General features: G+C 33.2%; 20 protein-coding genes. 1 reads left to right on the plus strand and 19 read right to left on the minus strand.

Annotation, left to right across the window (positions count from 1 at the left end):
• Window positions 1-5 precede the first annotated feature (5 nt).
• The 5 genes from ACHRVZ_RS21180 to ACHRVZ_RS21200 all read right to left on the minus strand — a co-directional run bounded on the left by ACHRVZ_RS21180 (window position 6) and on the right by ACHRVZ_RS21200 (window position 5,901).
• Window positions 6-1,457: a TolC family protein gene (locus ACHRVZ_RS21180; protein ID WP_395425019.1), complete on the minus strand. Its 1,452-nt coding sequence runs from the start codon at window positions 1,455-1,457 to the stop codon at window positions 6-8.
• Between the two features lie 82 nt (window positions 1,458-1,539).
• Window positions 1,540-2,655 (minus strand): efflux RND transporter periplasmic adaptor subunit, encoded by a 1,116-nt coding sequence (locus ACHRVZ_RS21185; protein WP_395425020.1) that lies wholly within the window; start codon window positions 2,653-2,655, stop codon window positions 1,540-1,542.
• A gap of 39 nt (window positions 2,656-2,694) precedes the next feature.
• Window positions 2,695-3,960, minus strand: a complete 1,266-nt coding sequence (locus tag ACHRVZ_RS21190; RefSeq protein WP_395425021.1) for an ABC transporter permease — start codon at window positions 3,958-3,960, stop codon at window positions 2,695-2,697.
• A gap of 2 nt (window positions 3,961-3,962) precedes the next feature.
• Window positions 3,963-5,207, minus strand: coding sequence for an ABC transporter permease (locus tag ACHRVZ_RS21195; RefSeq protein ID WP_395425022.1), 1,245 nt, complete (start codon window positions 5,205-5,207; stop codon window positions 3,963-3,965).
• Complete coding sequence (locus ACHRVZ_RS21200) at window positions 5,200-5,901, minus strand: ABC transporter ATP-binding protein (RefSeq protein ID WP_395425023.1); 702 nt, start codon at window positions 5,899-5,901, stop codon at window positions 5,200-5,202. Before ACHRVZ_RS21200 ends, ACHRVZ_RS21195 begins: the two co-directional genes overlap by 8 nt.
• 175 nt (window positions 5,902-6,076) lie before the next feature.
• On the opposite strand from ACHRVZ_RS21200, the gene ACHRVZ_RS21205 reads away from it, so the two are divergent.
• The gene (locus tag ACHRVZ_RS21205; protein ID WP_395425043.1) at window positions 6,077-7,483 is read left to right on the plus strand and encodes a DUF4403 family protein; all 1,407 of its coding nucleotides are present in this window, start codon (window positions 6,077-6,079) and stop codon (window positions 7,481-7,483) included.
• Window positions 7,484-7,503: 20 nt separating this feature from the next.
• Here the strand turns inward: ACHRVZ_RS21205 and ACHRVZ_RS21210 are convergent, their stop codons facing one another.
• From ACHRVZ_RS21210 to ruvA, 14 genes are all read right to left on the minus strand, one after another.
• The gene (locus ACHRVZ_RS21210; protein WP_395425024.1) at window positions 7,504-7,806 is read right to left on the minus strand and encodes a hypothetical protein; all 303 of its coding nucleotides are present in this window, start codon (window positions 7,804-7,806) and stop codon (window positions 7,504-7,506) included.
• On the minus strand, window positions 7,799-8,338 hold the full coding sequence (locus tag ACHRVZ_RS21215; protein ID WP_395425025.1) for a DUF420 domain-containing protein: 540 nt from the start codon (window positions 8,336-8,338) through the stop codon (window positions 7,799-7,801). The genes ACHRVZ_RS21210 and ACHRVZ_RS21215 overlap by 8 nt, the downstream gene beginning before the upstream one ends.
• A gap of 2 nt (window positions 8,339-8,340) precedes the next feature.
• Window positions 8,341-9,030 carry an SCO family protein gene (locus ACHRVZ_RS21220; protein ID WP_395425026.1) on the minus strand — a complete coding sequence of 230 codons (690 nt, stop codon included), beginning with the start codon at window positions 9,028-9,030 and terminating at the stop codon, window positions 8,341-8,343.
• A 10-nt stretch (window positions 9,031-9,040) separates the two neighbouring features.
• The gene (locus tag ACHRVZ_RS21225; RefSeq protein WP_395425027.1) at window positions 9,041-9,682 is read right to left on the minus strand and encodes a hypothetical protein; all 642 of its coding nucleotides are present in this window, start codon (window positions 9,680-9,682) and stop codon (window positions 9,041-9,043) included.
• Window positions 9,683-9,761: 79 nt separating this feature from the next.
• Window positions 9,762-10,112, minus strand: a complete 351-nt coding sequence (locus ACHRVZ_RS21230; protein WP_041517684.1) for a cytochrome C oxidase subunit IV family protein — start codon at window positions 10,110-10,112, stop codon at window positions 9,762-9,764.
• A gap of 18 nt (window positions 10,113-10,130) precedes the next feature.
• Entirely contained in the window at window positions 10,131-11,114 is a 984-nt protein-coding gene (locus tag ACHRVZ_RS21235) for a cytochrome c oxidase subunit 3 (protein ID WP_395425028.1), read from the minus strand.
• Window positions 11,115-11,156: 42 nt separating this feature from the next.
• Window positions 11,157-11,744, minus strand: a complete 588-nt coding sequence (locus ACHRVZ_RS21240; protein ID WP_395425044.1) for a heme-copper oxidase subunit III — start codon at window positions 11,742-11,744, stop codon at window positions 11,157-11,159.
• Window positions 11,745-11,752: 8 nt separating this feature from the next.
• Window positions 11,753-12,655 (minus strand): heme o synthase, encoded by a 903-nt coding sequence (gene cyoE, locus ACHRVZ_RS21245; protein WP_395425029.1) that lies wholly within the window; start codon window positions 12,653-12,655, stop codon window positions 11,753-11,755.
• Window positions 12,656-12,814: 159 nt separating this feature from the next.
• Entirely contained in the window at window positions 12,815-14,956 is a 2,142-nt protein-coding gene (locus ACHRVZ_RS21250; protein ID WP_395425030.1) for an energy transducer TonB, read from the minus strand.
• Window positions 14,957-15,700 (minus strand): deoxyribose-phosphate aldolase, encoded by a 744-nt coding sequence (deoC, locus tag ACHRVZ_RS21255; protein ID WP_395425031.1) that lies wholly within the window; start codon window positions 15,698-15,700, stop codon window positions 14,957-14,959. It lies immediately after the preceding gene.
• 117 nt (window positions 15,701-15,817) lie between these two features.
• Window positions 15,818-16,201, minus strand: coding sequence for a VanZ family protein (locus ACHRVZ_RS21260; RefSeq protein ID WP_395425032.1), 384 nt, complete (start codon window positions 16,199-16,201; stop codon window positions 15,818-15,820).
• A complete protein-coding gene (gene gcvH, locus ACHRVZ_RS21265) occupies window positions 16,194-16,574 on the minus strand; it encodes a glycine cleavage system protein GcvH (protein WP_395425033.1) in 381 nt (126 codons plus the stop codon). Before gcvH ends, ACHRVZ_RS21260 begins: the two co-directional genes overlap by 8 nt.
• 85 nt (window positions 16,575-16,659) lie before the next feature.
• Window positions 16,660-23,898, minus strand: a complete 7,239-nt coding sequence (gene sprA / locus ACHRVZ_RS21270) for a cell surface protein SprA (RefSeq protein WP_395425034.1) — start codon at window positions 23,896-23,898, stop codon at window positions 16,660-16,662.
• 24 nt (window positions 23,899-23,922) lie between these two features.
• Complete coding sequence (gene ruvA / locus ACHRVZ_RS21275) at window positions 23,923-24,504, minus strand: Holliday junction branch migration protein RuvA (RefSeq protein WP_395425035.1); 582 nt, start codon at window positions 24,502-24,504, stop codon at window positions 23,923-23,925.
• Window positions 24,505-24,570 lie beyond the last annotated feature (66 nt).

The following is a 24,570-nucleotide window of genomic DNA, read 5'->3' on the forward strand; positions in this document are numbered from 1 at the left end:
ATAAATTATTTTGTGATCATTGGAATAATTGGAATTCCAAAGTAGAATTCAAGTATTTTAATTTTAAAAATATAATCGTATTTCGTTCTGATAACGTCAGATTGTGCATTAGTCAACAATGTTTGCGCCTGAGTAAAATCGAATGAATTCATTAAACCTACATCATACTTTTCTTTGGCATAATTATAAGCTTGTTGTCTTGCTTCTAATGTTACTGTTGACGATTCGTATGTATTTAAAGCGCCTTTTGCATCTGTAAAAGCTGTAAAAACGTTACGTTGCAAATCTAAACTTTTTTGCTCTAAATCTATTTTAGATTTCTCTAAACTTACTTTACTTCTTTCTACATTATTTCTAGCTGAGAAACCATTAAAAATAGGAACAGAAAGCTGAAGCCCAAACGATTGTCCTTTATTATCACTAAACTGATCTAAAATTGGTGCAGCGTTACCTAAAACTGATGAGTAGTTATCGCGTAATACCGGTTGATTTGTCCCTTGAACATAACCTATCTGTGAGGTCGGATTAGCCGTATTTAACATCTGTCCAGTAACAATATCAGAATAACTTGCTCTTGTATTAAAGTTATAAAAAGCACTCAAAGTTGGCTGATAAGCGCCTTTTGCAATAGCAACATTTTTCTCCGCAATTTCAAGATTTGTTTGTGCTAATTTTAATTCTGTTCTTGTTTCTTTCGCTTTATTATAAATATCAACCGGACTTTGTGCCATGATATTATTTTCATCTTTAGCGCTTGTATCATCAATTACATCAAAATCAGCAAATTCTTTTAATTGTAGCAGCTGAGCCAAACTTAATTTAGAGATCAACAAATTATTTTCGGCAACAATGATACCTTGTTTATCAGTAGCAACTGTTGCTTTCAAATCAAATAAATCTCCTCGCGGAATTGTTCCTGCGTTAACCATTTCTTCAGAGCGAGCCAAACGTTTTTCATCAATAGAAAGCTGCTCCGTTTTTACTTTTAAATTTTCTTTATTGAAAAGAATTTGCAAAAAAGCATTTGCCACATTCAAACCAATGTCTTCCTGCATTTTTAGTAATTGATACTTTGATGCTACTATAGCAAGATTTGATTTTCTAAGTGTATTTTGATTTTGTAAACCCTTATAAATATCAACTCCAACACTTGCTCCTACTGATGAATATTGTGTGGTTTGATTTTCTAACAAACCTGTTGTAATATTTTGATTCAAACCAACGTTCCATGAATGTGAAGCATTCGCATTTACGGAAGGTAAATAATTACCAATTGCAGATTTTTTATCAATTGCAGCGTTCTTAATATCTAATTCTGATAATTTGATTGTGATATTATTATCCATTGCATATCTCACACACTCCTCTAAAGTCCATTTTTTAGACTGAGCCTGTCCTGAAAAGGCAAACCCAAATAACATCGCAAAAAAAAGACTATTATATCTATTTATTTTCATATATTTTGAATGAAAGCGCAGCAAAAAACACCACGCAAATTTAACTTTTTTTAAAACCCAAAAACTCTTTTATACTTTCAAATTATTTCTTTTCACCTTCGTTTATCAAACCTTGATTCCAGATTTTAATTTTATCAGTAGATTTAATTCCGCTTTTAATTTGAACATAAATCCCGTCGCTAACACCTAAAACTAAATCTCTTCTTTCGAATTTTTGAGGAGTAGTTTCAATCTCAACATATGGTTTTTGCGTTTTTTTATCAAACTGCACTAATGATTCTTTGATCGCTAAAACTTTATCTGCTTTTTCTAGAATAATAGAAGCATTTGCACTTAAACCGGCTCTAATAAAAGTTTCGTCTCTATTTTGCAAAGCAGCTTTAATTTCAAATTGAATTGCACCATTCTCTACCACACCTTTTGGCGCAATATCTGTTAGAACTGCTTCGAATTTTTTGTTTTCAATAGCTCCAATTGTGATTTCGATTGGCATTTGAACTTTAATTTTCCCTACCTCAGATTCGTCGATTTTTCCAATAAAAATCATTCTTCCAACATCAGCAACACTGGCAATTGTAGTTCCTTCATTGAAGTTATTACTTTCGATAACCTGATTTCCAACTTTTACAGGAACTGCCAAAACCATTCCGTTTACCGTAGAACGAATTAAGGTGTTAGCATAATTACCTAATGATGTTGTTGTTCCGGTTTTTACGATATCTAAACTTTGTTTAGCAGCTACATAATTTTGTTTCGCTTGTTTGTAAGCCAATTGTGCTGCGTCAAAATCATTAGCAGAAATTACATCTTTTTCAAACAAAGTTTTTTGTCTTTTGTAGATTTTTTCCTGATTGTCTAAAGCAATTTTAGCGGTCTGCACTTGATTTTGAGTGCTGCTTACATTTGATACGTTTGCTACAACTCTAATTTTAGCAATCATATCTCCAGCTTTAATTTTTTGTCCTGCTTTGATATACACTTCTTCAATAATACCCGAAATATTTGGTTTGATTAGCACCTCTTCGTCAGGCTGAATGTTACCAGTAGCAATAGTGTTTTTTACGATCGTTTTAATCTCTGCCTTTTCCGTTTTAAATACAATCGGAGACTCTTGATTCTTAGCGTACAAATAGTAAAGTGCGCCAAAGAAAACTATAGCGATAAAGATTAAAATGGTTACGGTTACTCCTTTTTTCATTGTGTTTTTGGTTTAATCGATTATATTTTGATTGATAATTTATTCTGCTCGTAAAGCATCTACTGGCTTTACATTAATTGCGGTTTGTGCCGGAATAAATCCTGCTAATAAACCAGATCCTACTAATATTAATAATGCAACAAATACAACTCCTAAATCTACGCTTGGATTTGCAAACATAGTGTTACTATCTGCCGGCATCGAAGCCAGCACCATATTTAAAATGGCAATAATTCCGGTTGCGACCGCAATACCCAACATTCCAGAGATAATAGTCAAGAATATAGATTCTGCTAAAATCTGACCTCGAATTGCTGCCGGAGTTGCGCCTAATGCCCTGCGAATTCCAATTTCTTTTGTACGTTCTTTAACTACAATAAGCATGATATTTGAAATACCAATTACACCCGAAATTAAAACTAAACTTCCCACAAAATAAGCAATAACTTGTAAGATATTAAACAAACTTTGCACTTTATTAAATTGTTCGTACAAATCAAAATTCCCCACTGCTCTGTCATCCGCCGGATTTATGGAATGTAGCGTTTTAATTAACTCTAAAATTTTGGGTTTCAAATCTGTAATAGAAACTTCGTCTCTGGCAGTAAGCGCCATCCAACCTACTTTATCTCCATAATTAAATGCTTGCTGAAAAGTAGTAAAAGGCACAAATATATTTTTTTGTTCTTGCTCTGCATTCCCTCCTTGTTGCTTGGATTTATAAAGTCCAATGACCATAAAGTTAACTCCGTTAATTTTTATATACGTACCAACTGCGTCCTCTTCTTTACCATACAACTCACTGATAACACCTTTACCAATCACAGCGACTTTTCGTCTCTCCAGAATATCTTGTTGATTAACAAAACGCCCTTTAATAATGTCCATTGGCTGTTGTTTGATCAACTCAGGATAATCACCATAAATAGTAAATGCAGCAGTTTTTGTACCACGAACCACGTTATTTGATCCGTTAAAATCTCCCAATTGATTTCTTGGTGAAACATATAACAAATCTGGCAAGGCAGCTTTTAAAGCCGCAACATCACTATTTCTAAAATCGTAACGACGTGTTTTGGGTAATCCTTTGTATGCTTTTGATGTAGTTTGACTCCACATAAACATTGTATTAGTGGCAATTCCGTCAAAACCTTTTTTTACACCATTTTCCAGCCCTTTTCCAGCCGCTAGTAATATTACAAGAATAAATATACCCCAGAATACTCCAAATGCAGTTAGCACCGTTCTAAAAACGTTGGCTGTTAAAGCCTGTAAAATTTCATCCCAATTATCTTTCTTAAACATAATTATTCGTCTCTAAGTGCTACAATAGGTCTAATTTTGGCGGCTCTGTATGCTGGAAAAAAACCTGCCAAAGCTCCAGCAAAAACAAGTAATACAAGTGTAGTTAATGCCACACTAAAATCAACCTGAGGATTTCTAAAATATTCGCTCTGCACCATTGGCCCAACTAATTCCAGTAATAACAAACTAGCCAATAAGCCAACAAAACCAGCAATGGTGGTAATAAAAATAGATTCGTGAAGTATCATCGAAATAATTGAAAATGGCGACGCACCAAGCGCTTTTCTAATCCCTATTTCTTTTGTTCTTTCTTTTACAATAATAAGCATGATATTACTTACCCCAACAACTCCGGCAATAATGGTACAGATTCCAACCCACCAGAAAAACAATCTTATATAAAGATTTAAATCATAAAATTGTTTTGCATCCTTAACAGAATTATAAGCATTTATACCGCTGTCATCGTCAGGAGCAACAACATTTTTACTTCTCAGTAAAGCCTTTAAATCAGTTGTAAATTTTTCAGATAGCGCCAAAGCTTCATCATAATCCTTTGTTTTCTTTACGGTAAAAGACATATAACTAATTTTATCTCCACCACCAAAAGCTCTTTGTACGGTCGTTCTAGGTAGATACGCTCGGGCTTCTTCTCTTTCTCCTCCCGGATCTGTAAAAACACCTACTACTTTAAAATTAACATTATTGATTGCAATCTCCTTACCTAAAGCCTCTTTATCTTTAAACAAATCTGTTTTAATTTTCACCCCAATCGCAGCCACTTTTTCATTGTTAGCCAAATCATTACTGTTGATAAATCGGCCTTGAATAATTGTAACATTTTCTACTGCACCATAATCAGGATCTATTCCCCTGAATTGATAACTTCCAGATTCTTTACCATAAGTAATTGTACCACCCCAAAAGTTATATGAGGCAGATCGCAGATCTAATTTATCTTCAAATTTCTGAACTGATTGCGAATAATCACTATTTCGAAACTGAATCTGTCTACCAGGATTTAATCCCTTATACTCTTTTGCTGTTGTTCCGGACCAAACCTCAATAATACCGGCAGCATCTCGTTCAAATTGTTTTTCAATTCCGTTCTGAAGCCCTTTACCAGCTCCTAACAGAATCACCAAAATAAAAATCCCAGACGCCACAGAAACTCCCGTAAGAAATGTTCTTAGTCGGTTTTTAGAGATGGCTTCAAAAATTTCCTGCCAACGTTCAATATTAAACATAAGATGAAGCTCTAACTTGTTCTACCTTTTTATCATCGATAATTAATCCGTCTTTCAGGACTACGTTTCTTTTGCACATAGCGGCAATATCAGGTTCGTGTGTAACGATCAAAATAGTTTTTCCTTCGTCGTTAATTCCTTGAATAAGCTCCATTACTTCATATGAAGTTTTAGTATCTAATGCTCCTGTTGGCTCATCTGCCAACAAAACTTTTGGATTTGAGGCTAATGCTCTGGCAATTGCAACACGTTGTTTTTGACCTCCCGAAAGTTCATTGGGTAAATGGTGAGAATGCGAGCCTAAACCAACTTTCTCTAAATATCTCATAGCAATCTCATAACGTTCTTTTCTCTTAACTCCTTGATAATATAACGGCATTGCAACATTATCTAGAGCAGACTTATAATTAATAAGATTAAAAGATTGAAATACGAATCCTAAGAACTTATTTCTATACTTCGAAGCTATGGTTTCGTTTAAGTTTTTAATTGGAGTTTTGTCTAAAATATAACTACCGGAATCTGCTTCATCTAGAATTCCTAAAATATTTAGAAGCGTCGATTTTCCAGAACCAGACGATCCCATAATCGCAACTAATTCACCTTCTTCAATATTAAAATTAATTCCTTTTAACACATGTAACTGTGAACTTCCCATTTTATAGGACTTGTGTAAATCTTTGATTTCGATCATGGTATTGTTAAATTTTAAAACAATAATAACATTTTTATTAAGTAATTTATGATAAGAAAACGTTAATAATTACGTTTTGTTCTTTGAATAAGACTCAATTCCTTATCAAATGTTACACTTTTTTAAGATAATATAATTGTTTTCTTAATTTTGTCTCACTTAAAAAATCTTAATGATGAAATTTTTTTGCTCTATCTCTTTGTTTATAGTACTTGCGACATTCATTAGTTGTTCTACAACTCAAAAACTAGAAACGTTAAAACCTGAACCAGATGATGCAAGTCCGTTAGTTTATGACGCAAATCCTTCTTTTATCAACTTACCCATTACAGTAAAACTTACTGATATTGAAAACCAGACAAACACTCTTCTAACAGGATTGATCTATGAGGACAACAATATTGAAGATGATGATATTGAAATAAAAATCTGGAAACAGGCTCCGATAAAAATTCAAAACGATCCTGCAAATCCAAATAAAAAAATAAAAACAATTCTGCCATTAAAAGCAACTATTAAATACAGAATTGGTACAAAAAAATTAGGAGTTGAACTTTACGATACTCGCGAGTTTAACCTAAACGGCGTGATTACTTTATCAAGCGAAGTTGCTTTGACCAATTGGAAATTAAACACTAAAACTGAATTCAAATCTTTAGACTGGAATGAAAGTCCTACTATGCTAGTTTTTGGAAAAAGTATGCCGATCACTTACTTAGTAAATCCGGCAATTTCTATTTTTAAATCGAAAATTGAAAAGAAAATAGATGAAGCAATCGAAAAATCAATGGATTTCAAGCCTAATGTTTTAACTGCTTTAGAAAAAATATGCACGCCTTTTCAAATGAGTGATACTTATGAAAGCTGGTTAAGAATTGTACCTGTGGAGATTTACTCAACGAATGCAAAACTTAAAAACGATTTGTTTTTATTGGATATGGGAATGAAATGCAACATGGAAACTATTGTTGGTAAACAACCAGAATCAAAATTTAATGCCAATAAAATTGTTTTAAAACCTGTAGCCAAAATTCCAAATCAAATTTCAGCAAACATCGCAGCGATTTCAACTTATATTGATGCTTCAAAAATTATGACCAAGAATTTTGCTGGGCAAGAGTTTGGTTCCGGAAGTAAAAAAGTGACCGTTAAAAATGTTTCTATTTGGCACAAAGATGGCAAAATGGTGATCGCACTAGATGTTTTAGGCTCTATAAACGGAACTATTTACTTGAATGGTTTTCCTCAATATAATGCACAAACTAAAGAAATTTATTTTGAGAAACTAGATTATGTTTTAGATACTAAAAGTAAACTTATGAGAACTGCCAGTTGGTTGGGTCAAGGTTTTATTTTAAGAAAAATGGAGCAAAGTTGTCGTTACTCGATTCAACCCAATTTAGAAGAAGGTAAAAAAAGTATGGCTTCATATCTTAAAAACTATTCCCCTATGCCTGGTGTTTTTGTCAATGGAAAAATGGAAGACATTCAATTTGATAAAATTCAACTGACTAATCAAGCGATAATCGCTTTTATCAAAATTAACGGAACGGTAAATGTTTCAGTTGATGGGTTGAAATAAAAAAGAAAAAGGCAGAATAATTATTCTGCCTTTTTCTTTTTAGATTGATACATCCTATAAATAAGATACCCAATTATAGTAACAAGCAAATATGGTACGATCATTAAAAAAACGATTCCGTCATTTACTGCTTCGGCTTTCTTTATATTAGACTCTCCCGCAAGTGCCGCTCGACACATTGCACATTGAGCGTTAGCTGCAAGTGAAAAGAATATAGAGAAAAGAATATAGAGATATTTAGCTGAAGAAGCTCTTTCTCTATTATTTTCTACATTTCTCAAACTATATTCTTTATTCTTTATTCTATTATCTATTTTAAGCATAATATGGAGCAATCATTAAGTAAACTACAACACCGGTAACCGCAACGTATAACCAAAGCGGAAAGGTAATTTTAGCTATTTTTTTATGTCTATCAAATCGTTGTGCCAAAGCTCTAACGTAAGTAATTAGAACCAAAGGAATAATTGCGATAGATAATAAAATATGAGTTATTAAAATAAAGAAATAAGCATATCTAATAGCGCCTTCTCCACCAAACTTAGTAGAATCAGATGTCATATGATACGCTACATACATCACCAAGAAAGCCACAGACAAAGCAATCGCAAAAGTCATTAAACGTTCATGTAGTTTTCGTTTACCGTTCTTAATAGCAATTACTGCCAAAACCAAAACAATAGCTGTAACACCATTGGTTGTCGCATAAATTGGAGGTAAAAACGAAAGTGGCTCAACATTGATTCCGAAATCTTTTAATTTAACTCCAAACAAAATCGCAACAACAAGCGGGATTATAATTGAAACTGCAACAATAAACTTGCTGTATTTTTTTTCTAAAGTATTATCTTCCATTTTTATTCTTCTAGTAATATTTTAATATCTTCCTGAATCTCTCTAACTCCTTTTTTATCCAATCCATCATAATAGATATTTGGATTTCCGAATTCATCTTTTCTGCAACGAATATTCCCATCTTTATCAATTAATGCAAACAAACCAGAATGTTCGAAACCACCGCTCACTTTAGAATTTTCACCGGCATACAAATTGAATCCTTTGTTTGATAGATCCATTATAGTCGCTTTATCACCAGTTAAAAAATTCCAGGTAGAAGATTTTACTCCCAATAATTTAGCATGATCTTTTAAAACTTGAGGTGTATCATGAGCCGGGTCAATTGTAATGGATACAATTCCGAAGTTAGGATTACCAAAAAAAGTCTTTTCGATCTCCAACATACTTAAGTTCATTTTTGGACAAATTGAAGGACAAGTTGTAAAAAAGAACTCTAACACATACACTTTTCCTTTATAAGTTTCATTTGAAACTTTTTTACCATCCTGATTTGTCAATTCAAATTTAGGAGCCGGACCAATTGTAATTAATTTTCCATCAGACTTAGAAGTTTTCAATCCAACATTATCTAAACGATTTCCTTTAACAACTTCACCATTTTTAATTCTATCTACAATTTTAGGCACAGCATAAATTCCGAAAATTAAAATAATAAACGAAATTCCGATATATGATTTATTTTTAAACATAATATAAAGATTAAAGTTCTTTTGTTGCGTTGTGATTCTTTTTTAGGGCTGCACGATATTCATACAAAATGATCTTAAAATCATCTAACATTTCATTGCTCAACTCCGAAGGATGAAAAGTATTATATCCTTCTTTATACTCTTCTTTATCCTTTCGCCCTCTAAGGTTTCGTTCTTTATCTACAATATAAACATTAGAAGTTCCAAGATTTTGATCCAGTTTTCCTTTCAAGTGTAATTGATCATAAAACTTTTTTATTTCTTCTGGCGAAGCAAAAACAAAATGCCATCCTGAAACATCTGTAAAAGCCCCTAAAGACTCCACAATTTTTTCAGCATCCTGTTCAGTTCCTAGAGGACAAACAACTACAAATTGCAAATCTTTAAAACCATTATAACGTTGGTAAATTTTCTCGTTTAGATTGAAAAAGTTTCCTCTATTTTTTAAAATCTCAGAACCTGAAAAACCGAGAATTGTAATTTTATCATTTAAAGTTACTTTCTCACCTTTAAGAGATTTCCAATTACCTAAGTCGGCAATTTTGGGAGTTATTGTTGGAAGTTTAGTAAAACTGTTTACGCCCGAAGCAAAAAACAAATACGCTACAATTGGCAAAACAAAAAGTACAAAAAGAACTATATTTTTTTTCATTGTTATGAATGGAAATTATTGAGGTACAAAAATAAAAAAAGCTCCGTTAAACGGAGCCTCTTTTCGAATTAATATCATGTTAAAAATTCCATTTAATAGTAGAATCTTTAAAAACCCCATAAATATAATGTCCTTCTGTAAGTAGAATAAACAATAAATATAAAACTAGGAAAATAACTGGTGAAACAACAGACCATCTAAGGCTGCTTTTTTCACCTTCCATGTGCATAAATGCCCATACTATATAATATGCTTTGACAATTGTAAGGATATAAAATATCCAGTTCAATAAATTCAAACCTACAAAGTGATTAAATTCTAAAACTCCTGGCTTAATAATACCCAAAATAACTTCTACTGTTGTTATCAAAGATAGTAATCCAAAAACAAACCAGATTCTTTTTGCGTTTGATACGTGTTCGTGTGACATAATAATTAAAATCTAAAATTAAACTAAGTAGAAAACTGTAAATACAAATACCCATACTAAATCGACAAAGTGCCAGTATAAACCAACTTTCTCTACCATTTCGTAGCTTCTTCTTTTTTCGTAAGTTCCAACTAAAACATTAAAGAAAATAATAATGTTAATGATGATTCCAGAAAATACGTGGAATCCGTGGAAACCAGTGATAAAGAAAAAGAAATCAGCAAACAATTTACTTCCGTATTCGTTTCTTGTTAAGTTTGCTCCTTCTACTACATATTTAGCTTGACTTAAACGAGCTTCAGACTCTTCTCTCGTCAAAACTGTTTTTTTCTTTTCTGCTGTAAGATGCTCTGTTCTTACTAACAATTCAGGATGTGCTTTAAAACCTGCCTGAATTTCAGCAACTGAATACGTAGGCACTGTCTCAGCGCTTTCCATAAACCATTTCCCTTTTGATCTTGTAAGTTCTTCTGGCTGATTTGGTAATTTTACAGCAAACTCTTCAAGAGCTACTCTTTTACCATCTTTATCAACGAACTGCAATAAGCTTCCACCTACAGTTTCAACAGCACCATACTCACCTTTAATGAAGTTTTTCCATTCCCAAGCTTGAGAACCAACGAAAATAATACCTCCAATAATAGTTAGGAACATATAGATTGCAACTTTTGTTTTTTTCAATTGATGACCTGCATCAACAGCCAAAACCATTGTTACAGATGAAAAGATCAAAATAAAAGTCATTAAGGCTACATAATACATTGGAGCCGAAACACCGTGCATAAATGGGAAGTGAGTAAACACTTCATCAGCCAAAGGCCAAGTTTCGATAAATTTAAATCTAGAAAAACCATAAGCTGCTAGAAATCCAGAGAATGTCAAGGCATCTGATACGATAAAAAACCACATCATCATTTTACCATAACTTGCTCCTAATGGCTGGATCTCATGCCCGCCTCCCCAAGTTTTTTCGTTGTTTGCAGTAGTAACTGTCGCTTCCATAAAAGATATTCGTTAAAAAGTTCCCAAATTTACGTTTTTTTCTTATTTAAAGAAATATAAAAATAAAAATAATAAAACCCACAATAAGTCTAGAAAGTGCCAATACATTGCACCTAGTTCTATACCAAGAGTTTGAGTCGAATTGTATTTTTGTTTAAAATGATTATAAATTACAATTAAAAGCGAAATTAACCCGCCAGCCAAGTGTAATAAGTGTACAAAAGCAATTATATAAAGAAAAGTCGCAGTAATTGAACTCCCCTGACCCGTCATATAATAACCACTTTCCATGATTTGTCCGAAGCCTACAAATTGCAAAACAACAAACAAAACACCCAATACTAGTGTTCCTAAAAGAAAAGCTGTAGTTGCTCCTCTATTGTCTTTCTGAATTGCTTTTTTAGCCAAATAAAAGGTAACACTACATCCAATAATTACAGCTGTACTGTAAAAAAATGCAATTGGTAATTCGAAGTTCTTCAACCAATCGGCTCTGGATTTACTTACCACGAATGCGCTCGTAAGTCCAGCAAACATCATGGTCATACTTACCATTGCGAACAACAAAATCAGTTTTGCCGATTTTGCTTTCCTTAATTGATCTTCCTCTGTTGTCATTGTCATTGTCATTTCCATAACTATCTTAAAAATTTATCTACTATAAATACAATTTGCAGTAACGATATATACGAAACACTAACCAGCATCAATGTTCTTGCCGCTTTTGCAGTTCGTAACTGATACAAACGCACTGCGTAAAACAACATCCATAATCCTAATAAAAACACTAAAATTGCGGCTATCGGCGTAATAAACAATTGACCTGTAAACCCTAAAGCAGGCAATAATGACGCTATAATCAACCAAACTGTATATAAAATAATCTGCAAAGCAGTCTTTCTGTCTTTTTTGCCGGTTGGCAACATAAATATCCCGGCTTTTTCATAATCTTCATACAAGAACCAGCCAATTGACCAAAAATGTGGAAATTGCCAGAAAAACTGAATCAGGAATAACGTTCCGGCTTCAATACCAAACTCTCCACTTGCCGCAACCCATCCTAACATAAATGGAATTGCACCAGGAAATGCACCCACAAAAACCGATAACGAAGTTACTGTTTTTAAAGGTGTATAAACACTTGTGTATAAAAATATCGAGATTGCTGCAAACATTGCTGACTTTGCGTTTATAGTATACAACAATGCAATACCAACAATAGCAAGCAAACTTGCAATAAACAAAGCCATTTTTGGTGACATACGCCCAGAGGGAACAGGACGATTTTTAGTTCGATCCATTAAAGAATCAATATCTTTTTCTATAACCTGATTAAAAGCATTCGAAGCTCCAACCATACAATATCCACCAATTGCCAAGATTGCCAATGTACTCCACTTAAAAGGGTGCTCGTCATTAACTCCTAATAAATATCCTGCAATTGAAGAAAACAATACACTGATCGCCAAACCAGCCTTAGTTATCTCTTTGAAATCGGTAAATATTGATTTTAATGAAAATGTATTTTTAGTAGCGTTCAATACGGTAATTATTTGTATGTTTTTTTTGAGTGGTGCAAATGTACAAATTAGATTGTAGAATAGTGACCTATAAATTTAGATTTTTTTCAATAAAACCTTTACAAAATAAGGACTTGCAAATCTTTAACACAATTATTTCGAAAAATCTTATTAAAAATCCTAGTAATCAAAATACCAATTGAAAATATCAGAACGTAATCCGATGGTAAACCAGGTTGTACTTTGCTTAAAAGTTGTCGCTGTTTCTTTAGTCGGGTCAAAATTTCGATAAATAAAACTACCAAACAATTTTAAATTGGTCATCGGATTTATCAAATATCCACCTTGTATATCGGCAATAAAAATACTTGTTTTATTTCCTTGTCCAACTTTCACTCCTTTATCATAAGGACGTTTTTCATCGTAACTTTTATAAATATTACCTCCGTAATTAAAACTATCTTCTGCGGTATTAAAGTCTAAACCCCTTTTTCCCACTGTAAACTTAGCATCTGCAAACAAACGACCTTTATGGTAGCGGCCTATCGCGACAAGCTCTTCAAAATTACCTCCCCATTGATGTCCAATGCTTTGATTATTGTGACCATAATTGGTAATTACAGCGCTATGTGAGTAAACATAAGGACGTACATGATTATACTCTAATTGCACTAACAAGTCTTTAACCTCAAAAGCATTATAATATTTGGCTCCTAATTGGTATCCAAATTTGTTCTTCCAGCTGTTATCGCCGCTTTTCATATCTCCCATAGAAAATTCATCTAACAAAAACTGAGCATACAAATTAACATTGTTATTCCATTTGTATTTAGATGTTATTCCCAAAAGCGCATTTCCACTTTTAGATGACGATGAAAATTCTACTGAACGATAAAAAATAATTGGATTGACAAAATTAATATCAAACCCTCTATTATTTGTATCTGTCCAAACTACCGATTCAAAAAAGCCTAAATTCAATTTGTTCGAAACATTCCAACTCAAATAATGGTTTGCCATGAATTTTGTTGCATAAGTTTTCTCTAAAGTAACTTCCGGACGAACATCTTTTAACCACATATACGTGTTAGTATACTTTATTTTCCAAAATGTTGTATTGATCTTAAAATACGGATAAGGACTCGCTCCATCACTTTCAAGCAAAGATCGATATCCGTCGCCAATAAAATTTCTTCCATAACCTAATTGCAGATCAAAAATTTTACTTGGCGCGTACGTAATATTAGCTTCAGCCAGCGGAAAATCGTAAGCATCTGTTTTAAATCGTTTTGCAATTCCCATTCCCGGAATAATTGCCGGATTTCCACCAGATGGCTTTAAAGTTTCAGCATAATCATTGTAATAACCTGCAAATCGGCCTTGACTTTCAAAAATAGTAGTTGTAAAGTTTATTTGCTTCCCTAAACCTCCTCTAAAATTCAATGCACGTGTATTTACATACGAATAAGAAGCATCCAAATCAGAAGCTTTACCCATTTGCAGATCAAGAATAGGATTTAAAGCCAACCAATAATCTTCTCCTTGAATCTGAACAAGATTTTCATTCCAAAGTTTTCTTCCTAACCAGGTCGCTACATTTTTCTGAAGCGACTCATTTACGGCTTTTAAATTATAATATTTAGAAACCTCGGCATATGTATAAGGTTTAGAAGCAGTATGATTATTACTTCCCACTTGATTCATTGCTCCATCAAATTGAGCATAATAACTATGGGAAAACGGAATATTCAGATGACTTTCAAACTCAGGATTATTGTATTTTTTATACACAATGCTATCCAATTCTGTCATTGGTTTTTCAATCGGCTTTAAAATCTGCGCTGCTGCCAATGCTTCTGCAGCAATTTGATCGGCATTTTTTAAAGGAATATCAATCGAAATGGTATATTTTGAATACGTTGGTTTTCCGTTATAAGTAGAGGGCTTTATTTTCTGAAATTTTCCAAAAACACGTTTTGCTTCTTCTGATAATACATCATTCGCAGCATTTACATAGATCACTTTAAACGCACCATTTGCATCTACTTCAAAAAGCACTTTTACTTCACCTTTGTAATTTGCTTGTTTTAAATTTTCAGGTACCAAAAAATTTTGAAAAACAAAATCTTGTACTTCTTTGTAAAAACAATTCTCTAACTTCTTAGATTGTAAATTTTCGCAATTTGGAAAAACAGGAAATTGTTCTGATGTAAAACCAGCTTTAACTGATGAGTTATTATTTTCTTGAGAAAAGGCAAATAAAACAGATATTGTAAAAGTAAAAGACAGAAAAAACTTATTCACGTAAATTTTGGTTTTCATTTAATATTGATTTGGAGTATTTCCTCCACTTGCGATTGCTTTTGCAGCCGAGGTTCCGATACGCTTAACACCTAAACGAATCATTTCTATAGCATCTTCATAAGACCTAACTCCTCCGGCAGCTTTAACCGGCAGAGGCGATGCATTTTCTAACATCATTATTATAGTTGGAATGGTTGCTCCGTTTGGCAAATCGTTTTCCGTTTTATAAAACCCTGTAGATGATTTCACAAAAACAGAAGAATAATTTTCTTCTTTAAAATTAGAAATCACCACATTCTTGATTAAAGCCGAAAGTTGAATTATTTGCTTATCATTTAAAGCCGCAACTTCAATAATCCACTTTACTGTTTTATTATTTGCTAAACCAATTTGTGTTCCTATTAAAACTTCTTGTTTCACAAGATTAATATCACCATTTTTAAAAGCCTCATAATTGCAAACAAAATCTAAATCGTCTGCTCCGTCTTCAATCGCTTTATTTGCTTCTTTGATTTTACTTTCTAAATCTGACTTCCCTTCATGAAAATCAATAACAGTACCTACTAGTAAAGTCGAATTAGATTTCAGAATCATTTCTTTGGCCAAAACAACATATTCAGGCCTAATCATAATCAATTTAAATCCCTCTTGAATGGCTTCTTTAATAGCTTTTTTAACCACAAGAGTATTTTCTGCTTCCGAAAGTCCGGCTTGAGAAGCAGTTTTTAAGTAAGTTGAATCTAAATATTGCTTAACATTCATGATTTGTGAAAGTTCTAGAATTGCGACAAAAATACATTATAAATTGAGAATAAAATATTCTTTTTAAACCTTGATTTTTAGGCAATAAAAAACCCACCGAAGTGGGTAATTAAATTCTTATATTCTATCGATTTGTTTTTTGAAAGCTATTGCAGTAAAAACTCCAACCAGAGCTCCAATTGCATTTGCTAAAACGTCAGTTACATCTGCTGCTCGCGTAGTAGTTAAAACGCTTTGTAAAATTTCGATTGTAATACCAAAAAAAACTGAAAATAAAAATGAAATAAAATATGCTTTATAATCATCCGGTGCTTTTCCTTTAAGCTCTTTTTTGAAAAACAAAATCCAGGAAATCGTGAATCCGAAATGAAAACAAAAATGAACAATTTTGTCTATACTCGGAAAATTCACTGCAGGAATATTACTGGAATCTGTCAAACAAAAATAAGTAATAACTCCTGAACAAAGTATTGCCCAGATTAAGAGCAGTTGTTTAGGCACCGATAAGTTCTTTATAAGCTTCGTCAGATAATAACGAATCTACTTCTGATGCATCTGCAATTTTTATTTTAATCATCCAACCAGCTCCATAAGGATCAGAATTTACAGTTTCAGGCGCACTCTCCAAGCTGTCATTAAAAGCAATAATTTCTCCTGTCAATGGCAAGAATAAATCAGATACTGTTTTTACGGCTTCAACTGTTCCAAAAACTTCATCTTTATCAAGTGTTTGATCTAAAGTTTCTACTTCAACATACACGATATCCCCTAACTCTTTTTGTGCAAAATGAGTAATTCCTACAGTTGCAACATCTCCTTCGATGCTAACCCATTCGTGATCTTTTGTGTACTTTAAATTTGCTGGTATGCTCATAATACTATGTTTGAAAATTGATAATTTAAATTTTAAGCCACAAATGTAATAATCTTCTAATGAAATCTAGTTTAGAAACTAAAAATTAATTTCCGAAATTATATCGAAGCGTGAATCCTGACCTAATGTTAGTCAAAGGAAATGATGTCGAAATTACAGCTTTCGAGAATGAATGATCATAATAGAATATCGCTGTCAGGTTTTTACTAAACGCATAATCGGCAGTAAGTTTTAATGACCATATATTTTGTCCCGCTGCCAATTGATTGTTATCGTAATCTAAATAACGTACTAATGTCTGATTGTTTCTGTAAGAGAAATCAGCCTTTAAATTAATATCACTTTTAATAATTCCGGTAGGACTATCAGCAAGTCTTGATGAAAAAATAACATCTTTAAATCGGTATCCTAAACCAACTACATATTCCATTCCTTTTACCTCTGTCAATAAATTATTATCAAAACTCATCGATAACGCTCTGTCTTTCTTAATCTCTGTAAGCACACGTAAAGAGCTTTTTAATTCAAAATCCATTCTAATAAGCGGACTAAACTGCTCTACTAAATTGATGTTTGACATGATAGTTTTATTAAAGAAATTGGTATTTACATCTTGACCACCTGGTTTTTCAGTATAATCGAAATTTGATCTAAACTGATTTATTGTATAAGATGCTCTGTAATTATTTTGCAATGAGAAACGTTTAAATTTGTCTTTGAAAAACTTATAGCGCATTAAACCATTGTATTTTATACTCCAGTTTGGAATAGGAAAGCTTCTAAAAATATCTGTCGAACTACTTGAAGCATCTCCTCCTGAATAAGCTGCTAAAAAGGCTGGCAATAAAACAGCCTGATTGCTTTTTGTATAACCAATAGGATACCCTTGATTGGCAACATAAACTTTATAATTAGGATCTGTTTCTGCCGGAATTGGATTGTTCGCATCTCCATATCTTGGAATAACGGCTCCGGCTCCATAATGTTCTGTCGCCAAACGATCTGCTATTATTAAACGATTATTTCTAAAATCATCAAACGCTGCCGACTGAGTTTCATTACTTGTTGAGAATGCCGTTTTGATTAAAATTGTCGAAATCGAGAACATTCCATAAGTATACGGTGACAAAGCCACATAAGGGTTTTCCTTTGTAAAATCAACGCTGTATTGCTCTGATCTGTTTTCAGAATAAGCACGATCCATTGCCAAATCAATTTTTAAATCAGGTAATAAATCTATGTTCGCTGTAATTTTTAAAAGCTTGTTTGTTACTTGAGTAAAATTCTGGTTGAAATCCTGATAAGATGTTAACCAACCATTTTTTGCTGCCTCGTAACGTATATCGTCCTGACTTCCAAAAACAAATCCTAAAGTTGGTCTTGATGTTCCAAAGAAGCCAACACCAGGCGTAAATCCAGGTAAAACAGTTCCGCTATTTTTAGTATAGTTAACCTGAATATTTTTTACACTTGTCAAAATTCCAATCATACCATCATAAAAAGGACTGCTCGTTGTTACAGGCTTAGCCGTATTAACAATCTTTTCTCCTGGTTTTGGCGGCGCGGTTGGCTTAGGTTTTGATGTTGTTTTCTTTCCTCCTGGCGTCAATCCTAAATACTTATACAACATATTCATATTAAAAGTTGTTGTAAGCGTGTTTGAATTTGCGTTCTGAATTGTATTTCCTAAATCATACAATGTTGTTGATCCATCCGGATTTTCTTTTTCATATTCAGAAAAAGCCGTCGAAGAACGTTGCCAGCTATAATCAGCTGTATAAGAATAAGTCGCTTTTACAAAACTAAAAACCGGAATTTTGTTGATTGGAATGTCGTAATTCAACACCAATTGCTGTAAGTGCTGATTTGGAGTTCCAATATCAAAATAATCATCCCAAATATTGAAATCTTCTTTTGGCGAATTATCATCGTTTAAAAAATTTCTTACAATGTTATTTGATGCTGCTGTATAATTTAATTTTAACGATTTTGTCAGATTAAAACCAAATCCATATTGATAATTAAAAGCAAAGTTTCTTCTGTATAAAGGATCAAGCCCGATTCCCTGAACTTCAACTTCTCTATATTGCTGACGGTTGCTTTGTCTTAAAATATTTGAATTAAACGAGATATTAGATGGCAGGTAATTAAAATTAAAATCACTTAGCAATTTCCAATAGTCGCTCTTTTTCATGAATTTAGTCTGCTTGAACGGAACTACTTCTTTTGGCTGAAAAGTATATGCATAATTTACTGCAGAATTTGATTGCTCATCTACATAAGACTCTACTTCATAATCATGTCTCTCAACCTGATTGTACGATTGCGAAAATGTAAAGTTTTCAATATCGTAAACATGTGGTTTTTGTTCTGGCGCTCTATCTTTTCTTACTCCAATAAAATTGATGCTTCGGCGTTTTGTATAATCAACCGCACGTGTTCTGATATTATCTTTTTCTGCCGGATCAGTAGTTTCACTAATCAACTGATTTAATTTTATATCCTGATTAAAAGGATCATACTCCGGAGTTATTACTTCTTCTCCAATCGCATAGTTAAATGGCAAATTGATTCCCCATTTTGGCGGTAATAATTTACCCAAATTAAGATTTGCAACGATATTATATTGCTGAATATCTTCACGATCTCTTTCGTTAGCACCTTGCTCTAAAGACCCAAAACCAATTGTACTTTTTTTACCGGTAGCAGATAGTGTAGCAAAATCAGCCATATTGGTATCAACATTTAATATTGCTGCCATTCCGCCTTTATTCTCCAAATCTGCCATACGAAGTTCATTAAACCAAACCTCTCCTTTTATAACTTTATGGTCAGCCTTACTTTTTACCCCAACCATTAAATTACGAACTAAACCAAAGTTAGGATTTCCTTTTATACCTAATCTTAATTTACTGTCACCATCTCTCAAATCCGGACTTCCTTCAATACTTATATCATCATCCGGATAATAAACTCCATTGATATCTCTTTTATTAGAATTAATATCAAGCGGCATGGCTTTTATTTTCATTCGGGTCAATAATTCAAGTGCCAAATCGATATTGTTTTCTTCAAGCCAAACCTGATCCGGACTTATTGTACAAGATCCTCCTGTTCTGGTTACTTTTAATGGAACTTCGACTTGATAAAAGTTTTGTGTATAATCATTTCCAAAACGAATAAAACCAACCATTTCATCATCTAACAAAGTATTTTCATTAGGTAACGATTCTGCGTGCAAAAACATTTTTAATTTTTTGTACTGACGCATATCAACGCTTACACTTTTAAAAACAGCTCTTGAATCTTGATATTGCAATCCAGATCCTCCAATTCTTACCGCTAATGCTTGCTCGTTTTGATTGATAATTGTATTGTTATTATACAATTGTTCTCTTTGTACACCTGGCGGAACAACATAATTTACAGGACATTTTGTACTGTTTTCCTGAATATTTACTGCCGAAACATCAAATTCAGTTCCATCGTCATCCGGATTTGTATCGTTTGCATCAAGTGTACCTGTATATCTTCTCCACTCTCCTCTTACTAAATCTAAGGCTCCAAAACGAACTGTCATTTGATTGCTAAATCCAGTCATGAACATACGCATGAATCGAATAGATCTAAAATCTGTGATATTACCAATTGTATTTTGTGGTTGAGAAACCGGAATTTTAAACTGAATCCATCTTGCAGTTGTTGTTGATCCGTTTGGCAATTCAACATTACTTACTTCACGAATATCAGTAATATAGTTTTGCCCAACTTGCATTCCTGGTTTAACATCAACGCTATATTCATAATAGGCATTGATTGTACTCATAGTATTATCGCGATTAATATCTTCAACATCCGGCAATGTTGTAGAACCACGATTAGGATCGTCTACACTTACTGCAGAGTTTCCTTCTGTACCATTATAATTTTTATAGCGGTCTAAAACTCCTCCATCTGTATTTAAATAATAAGTGTAATCGTCTGCTGCAGGATCAGCTTCTCCAGCATAATTATTATAAATAGCACCTTCTTTAGAGTTTGGTAAACCATCTAAACCAATATCTTGATTTTTACGATTATTAGCATTTGTATCAAAAGCATAAATTAACGATTGCGATGCAGGAACATCTCCCCAAAGTGGCTGTGGATTAACTACGATTTGATCAGGACCTAATCCGTTTTCGTATTGTTTTCTTCCATCTTTTAAAACATCTTCAGAAATCTCACCTAAGTTAAAATATATTTTTCCTGTGTTAGTCGTTGGTGCTTCTCCGGTTCCAACATAAGGATCCAGAACCCAAAATTGGATATATTCAACATTTCCTTGTTCGAAATTGGTCGAATTTAAAGCACGCATAATTCCTCCAAAATTTGAACTTGCTGGATTTGCACTGAAATTTGGGTTATTATTATATGGCCCTCTGTCAGATGGATAATAACTTAAATCTAAGGTATTAATCACCTGTATTTGTCCCTGTGCAATATCTGTATTTGGATATAACTCTCTACTGTAAATACGTCTGGTTGTATTTAACGATAAATCATCATTTGAAATACCTGACGGTTTTGATGCGTAAAAAATAGGATCAATGGTGTACCATGATAATTTTGCACGCTTATATCCATACTCTAATGTGTTTGAATTCGCATTAAAAGTATTGTCATTTATAGAATTTAAAAATGGGGTTGAAGCTAAACTCCATGCGTATGCAGAGCGCATATCGATTGTTGATTGCGAACCTTCAAAATCATCAACATATATTGTTGCTTCACCTTCAAAATCACTTGCTTTTGGAGCATCTGGTTTTAAGAAAGCTACTTCTCCGCGTATCGAAAGATTTGACGGAACATCAGTATCGATATTTGGTAATTTATTCGCCAATCTGGTAAGAAAAGGAACTTCGGTGGAGTAATTTCCATTAAACCCAAAAATGGCGTTGTTTACAGATTCTTGTCCATAACTCGACTTTTGAGTAAAAGGCTTTTCCGTCATTTTTAAATAGGTTCCGCCAACAACAAAATTATCTGAAATTTTATGCTCTACATTGAATCCTATAAATCTTCGGGTTTGTTGTCCGAAAATAGAATTATTTTCTAACGAAACTTCAATTGGAGTATTTGACGCCTGAAGTGAAGGATCTAAAATTTGAACTCGGCCTAACTGATAATCGACACTATAGTCAATACCTTCTACTAATCTTCTTCCGGCAGCCATAACAACAACAGATCCTTGCGGAACATTAAATGCTCCAATTGGAATACCATTACTTCCTGATGACTTATATTTTCCTCTTAATAAAAATTTGTTTTTATCACTGTCCTGCAAAGCTCCGGATTGTGTATTTCGATACATATTTCTAAATACGTATTTCTGTTGATTTGCATTGTATGTGTTTGGATCATCATAATTTTCTCCCGAACCTGAATTCTGTAACTTTCTAAATAAAAGTTCTCCAAAAGGCTCTTTTGTAGTAAAAATAATTCGACCGTTTTGAACGTCAACTGTTACACCCGGAATATAATCAAAGAAACCATCTCCGCCTGTTTGTGGATCATTGTTATAATTTAATCGATCTAAATTAAATACATTCAATAAAGGAGTTTGATCTACTTTATCTTCCGGAGCCGGGTTCGTAGGAAAAGTGGTTCCTACAACCGGCGAAATATAATTTATTGGCGACGGATCTGTATAAAGTATATTTAATCTAAAATCGTCTTGTTTAATTTGGTACGCCTGAGGTATTTGATACACGTTTTTCATCATCAAATTCCAAACTGGATTTTGAACATTGGTCAAATTACTTTTCAGCATTTTTAAAACCAAACTTTGTGTAATAATTGCCTGATTAGCATTGTTATTTCCTGTAACCACTGTTCCATCAACACCATCACTTCCAAATTCTCCAACCTGATACACTTTACCTCCAACTGTATATTCAAATGCTACAGCCAAGATTTCGTCATTTGCCAAACGTTGCTGCAAAGAGATATATCCTAATTGTGCATTAAAGGTAAATTCGGCAGCTGTCAATTTTCTAGCATTCTCAAGAACAGAATAATCAGTTCCCTCGCTTGTGTTTGCATTATTGAATCCCGATTTTGCAGTAACGATTTCTCTAATATTCGAATTTAAATAAGCTCCCGCCTGCCCAATGGTAGCCGGATCATATTTATTATTATTATTGTTTGTTGGCGAATCGATAGGATTATTAAAAAATCCGGCGGAGTTGCTTATTACTACCACTTGATTATCCGGTACACCACTAACCTGTCCTTCTCCTAAATCCTGAAGTGCAATAATATTACGAAGGTTGTTATTATTTGTCGTTACCCTGTTCTGTTTATTAGTAACCCAAACCTCAATTCTTGTCACCTGAACACGGCTATCAATAAGTGGATACTTTTTTAAAGAAGCGTCATATTTGTTTCTAAAATATTGTGATAAGAAAAAGTGTCTGTCATTATCATAATCTAAAGCGTACAAATCAAAGTTTTGAACCGTTCCGCCACCTTCTGCAACTATACTCTTCGTTTGCGACTTCTGTTCAGAGAAAACTCCCGTTACCGTTGTCTTACCAAATTGCAAAACTGTTTTAACTCCAAACAAGCTCTGAGCACCACGAATAAGCGTACTATTAAGAGGCATACTAACATTACCAACTTCTACCTTTTGAACGATATCATCTTCGGAAGGAGTGTAAGCCAGCTTAAAAAGGTTTTGAAAAGCAAATGTAGATTGGGTATCATAATTTGCATTTACATCTAATCGAGTTCCTACTTTCCCCATTAAACTCATACTGATTCGCTGATCAAAGTCAAAAGTAAGACTTGATCTGTTTCTTGGCGAAAAAGAGGGATTATCTTGTTTAGTGTATCGAACACCCAAATCCATTTCAACTGATCCTGTGGGCTTTACATCGATTGTATTGCTTCCAAAAATACTTTCAAAAAGGCTTGAATTTATATAATAACGAGGCAATAAATCTTTTTTAGCCGCTTCACTACCTAATTTTTTACCATCAATAGCATCCGATTTTTTTCTGAAATAATCTCTTCTGGATTCTTTTAAAACTAAATCTTCGTATTCTTTAGGAGTTAATATAATAGGGTAATTGATTGAAAAACCATCAACCGAATTGGTGTAGATATATCGATCTGTTATGGGATCATACTTGTAAGCTGAGACTATGCTTGGCGGATTTTGTATTTCTACTTTCCCAACTGAAAATTGAGTCTTGGTTGTATCTTTAACCGCTGGATTTACTTGCGCACGCAAAACATTACCGCAAAATAAGAACAGCAAAAAAATACAAATTTTACGCATACAATTCGTTTATATAAATTGAGTTTATAAGCTTTTTAAAGCCTTCTTGATAATGGTCTCTACAGTAGCTTCCGGATCTTCTTTTACGATCTTTTCTACTACTTTTTCAGAAGTTTTACGAATAAAACCTAAAACTTCCAAAGCAGATAACGCTTCATCTCTATTTGTATTGTTTTGGACTACCGAAACTTCATCCAAATCGTACAATTTTAACACTTTTTCTTTTAAATCAAGTATAACTCTTTGTGCTGTTTTGTTTCCTATCCCTTTGATTGACTGTATAACACCTACATCTCCTGATGCAATTGCGTTAATAATTTGTTTTGGCTCTATTGAAGACAACATTGTTCTTGCAATATTTGCTCCAATTCCTGACACAGACAATAACATTCTGAATATTTCACGTTCTGATTTTTCTACAAAACCAAATAATGTATGCGCATCTTCTTTGATTTGAAGATGCGTATACAGTTTTATATTTTCAGCATTTGGAATTAACGAGAAGGTGTGTAAAGATATATTTACCTGATAACCAACCCCTCCACAATCAATTACAACTTCAGTGGGGTTTTTCTCAACTAATTTCCCTTGCAAATGTGCTATCATAGTATAATTTATTAGGGTCAAATATAATAAAAATGCAATAAAAATAAGACATTATTATTCGATCCT

The sequence above is a fragment of the Flavobacterium sp. FlaQc-57 genome (assembly GCF_044007395.1).
Taxonomy (GTDB): Bacteria; Bacteroidota; Bacteroidia; order Flavobacteriales; family Flavobacteriaceae; genus Flavobacterium.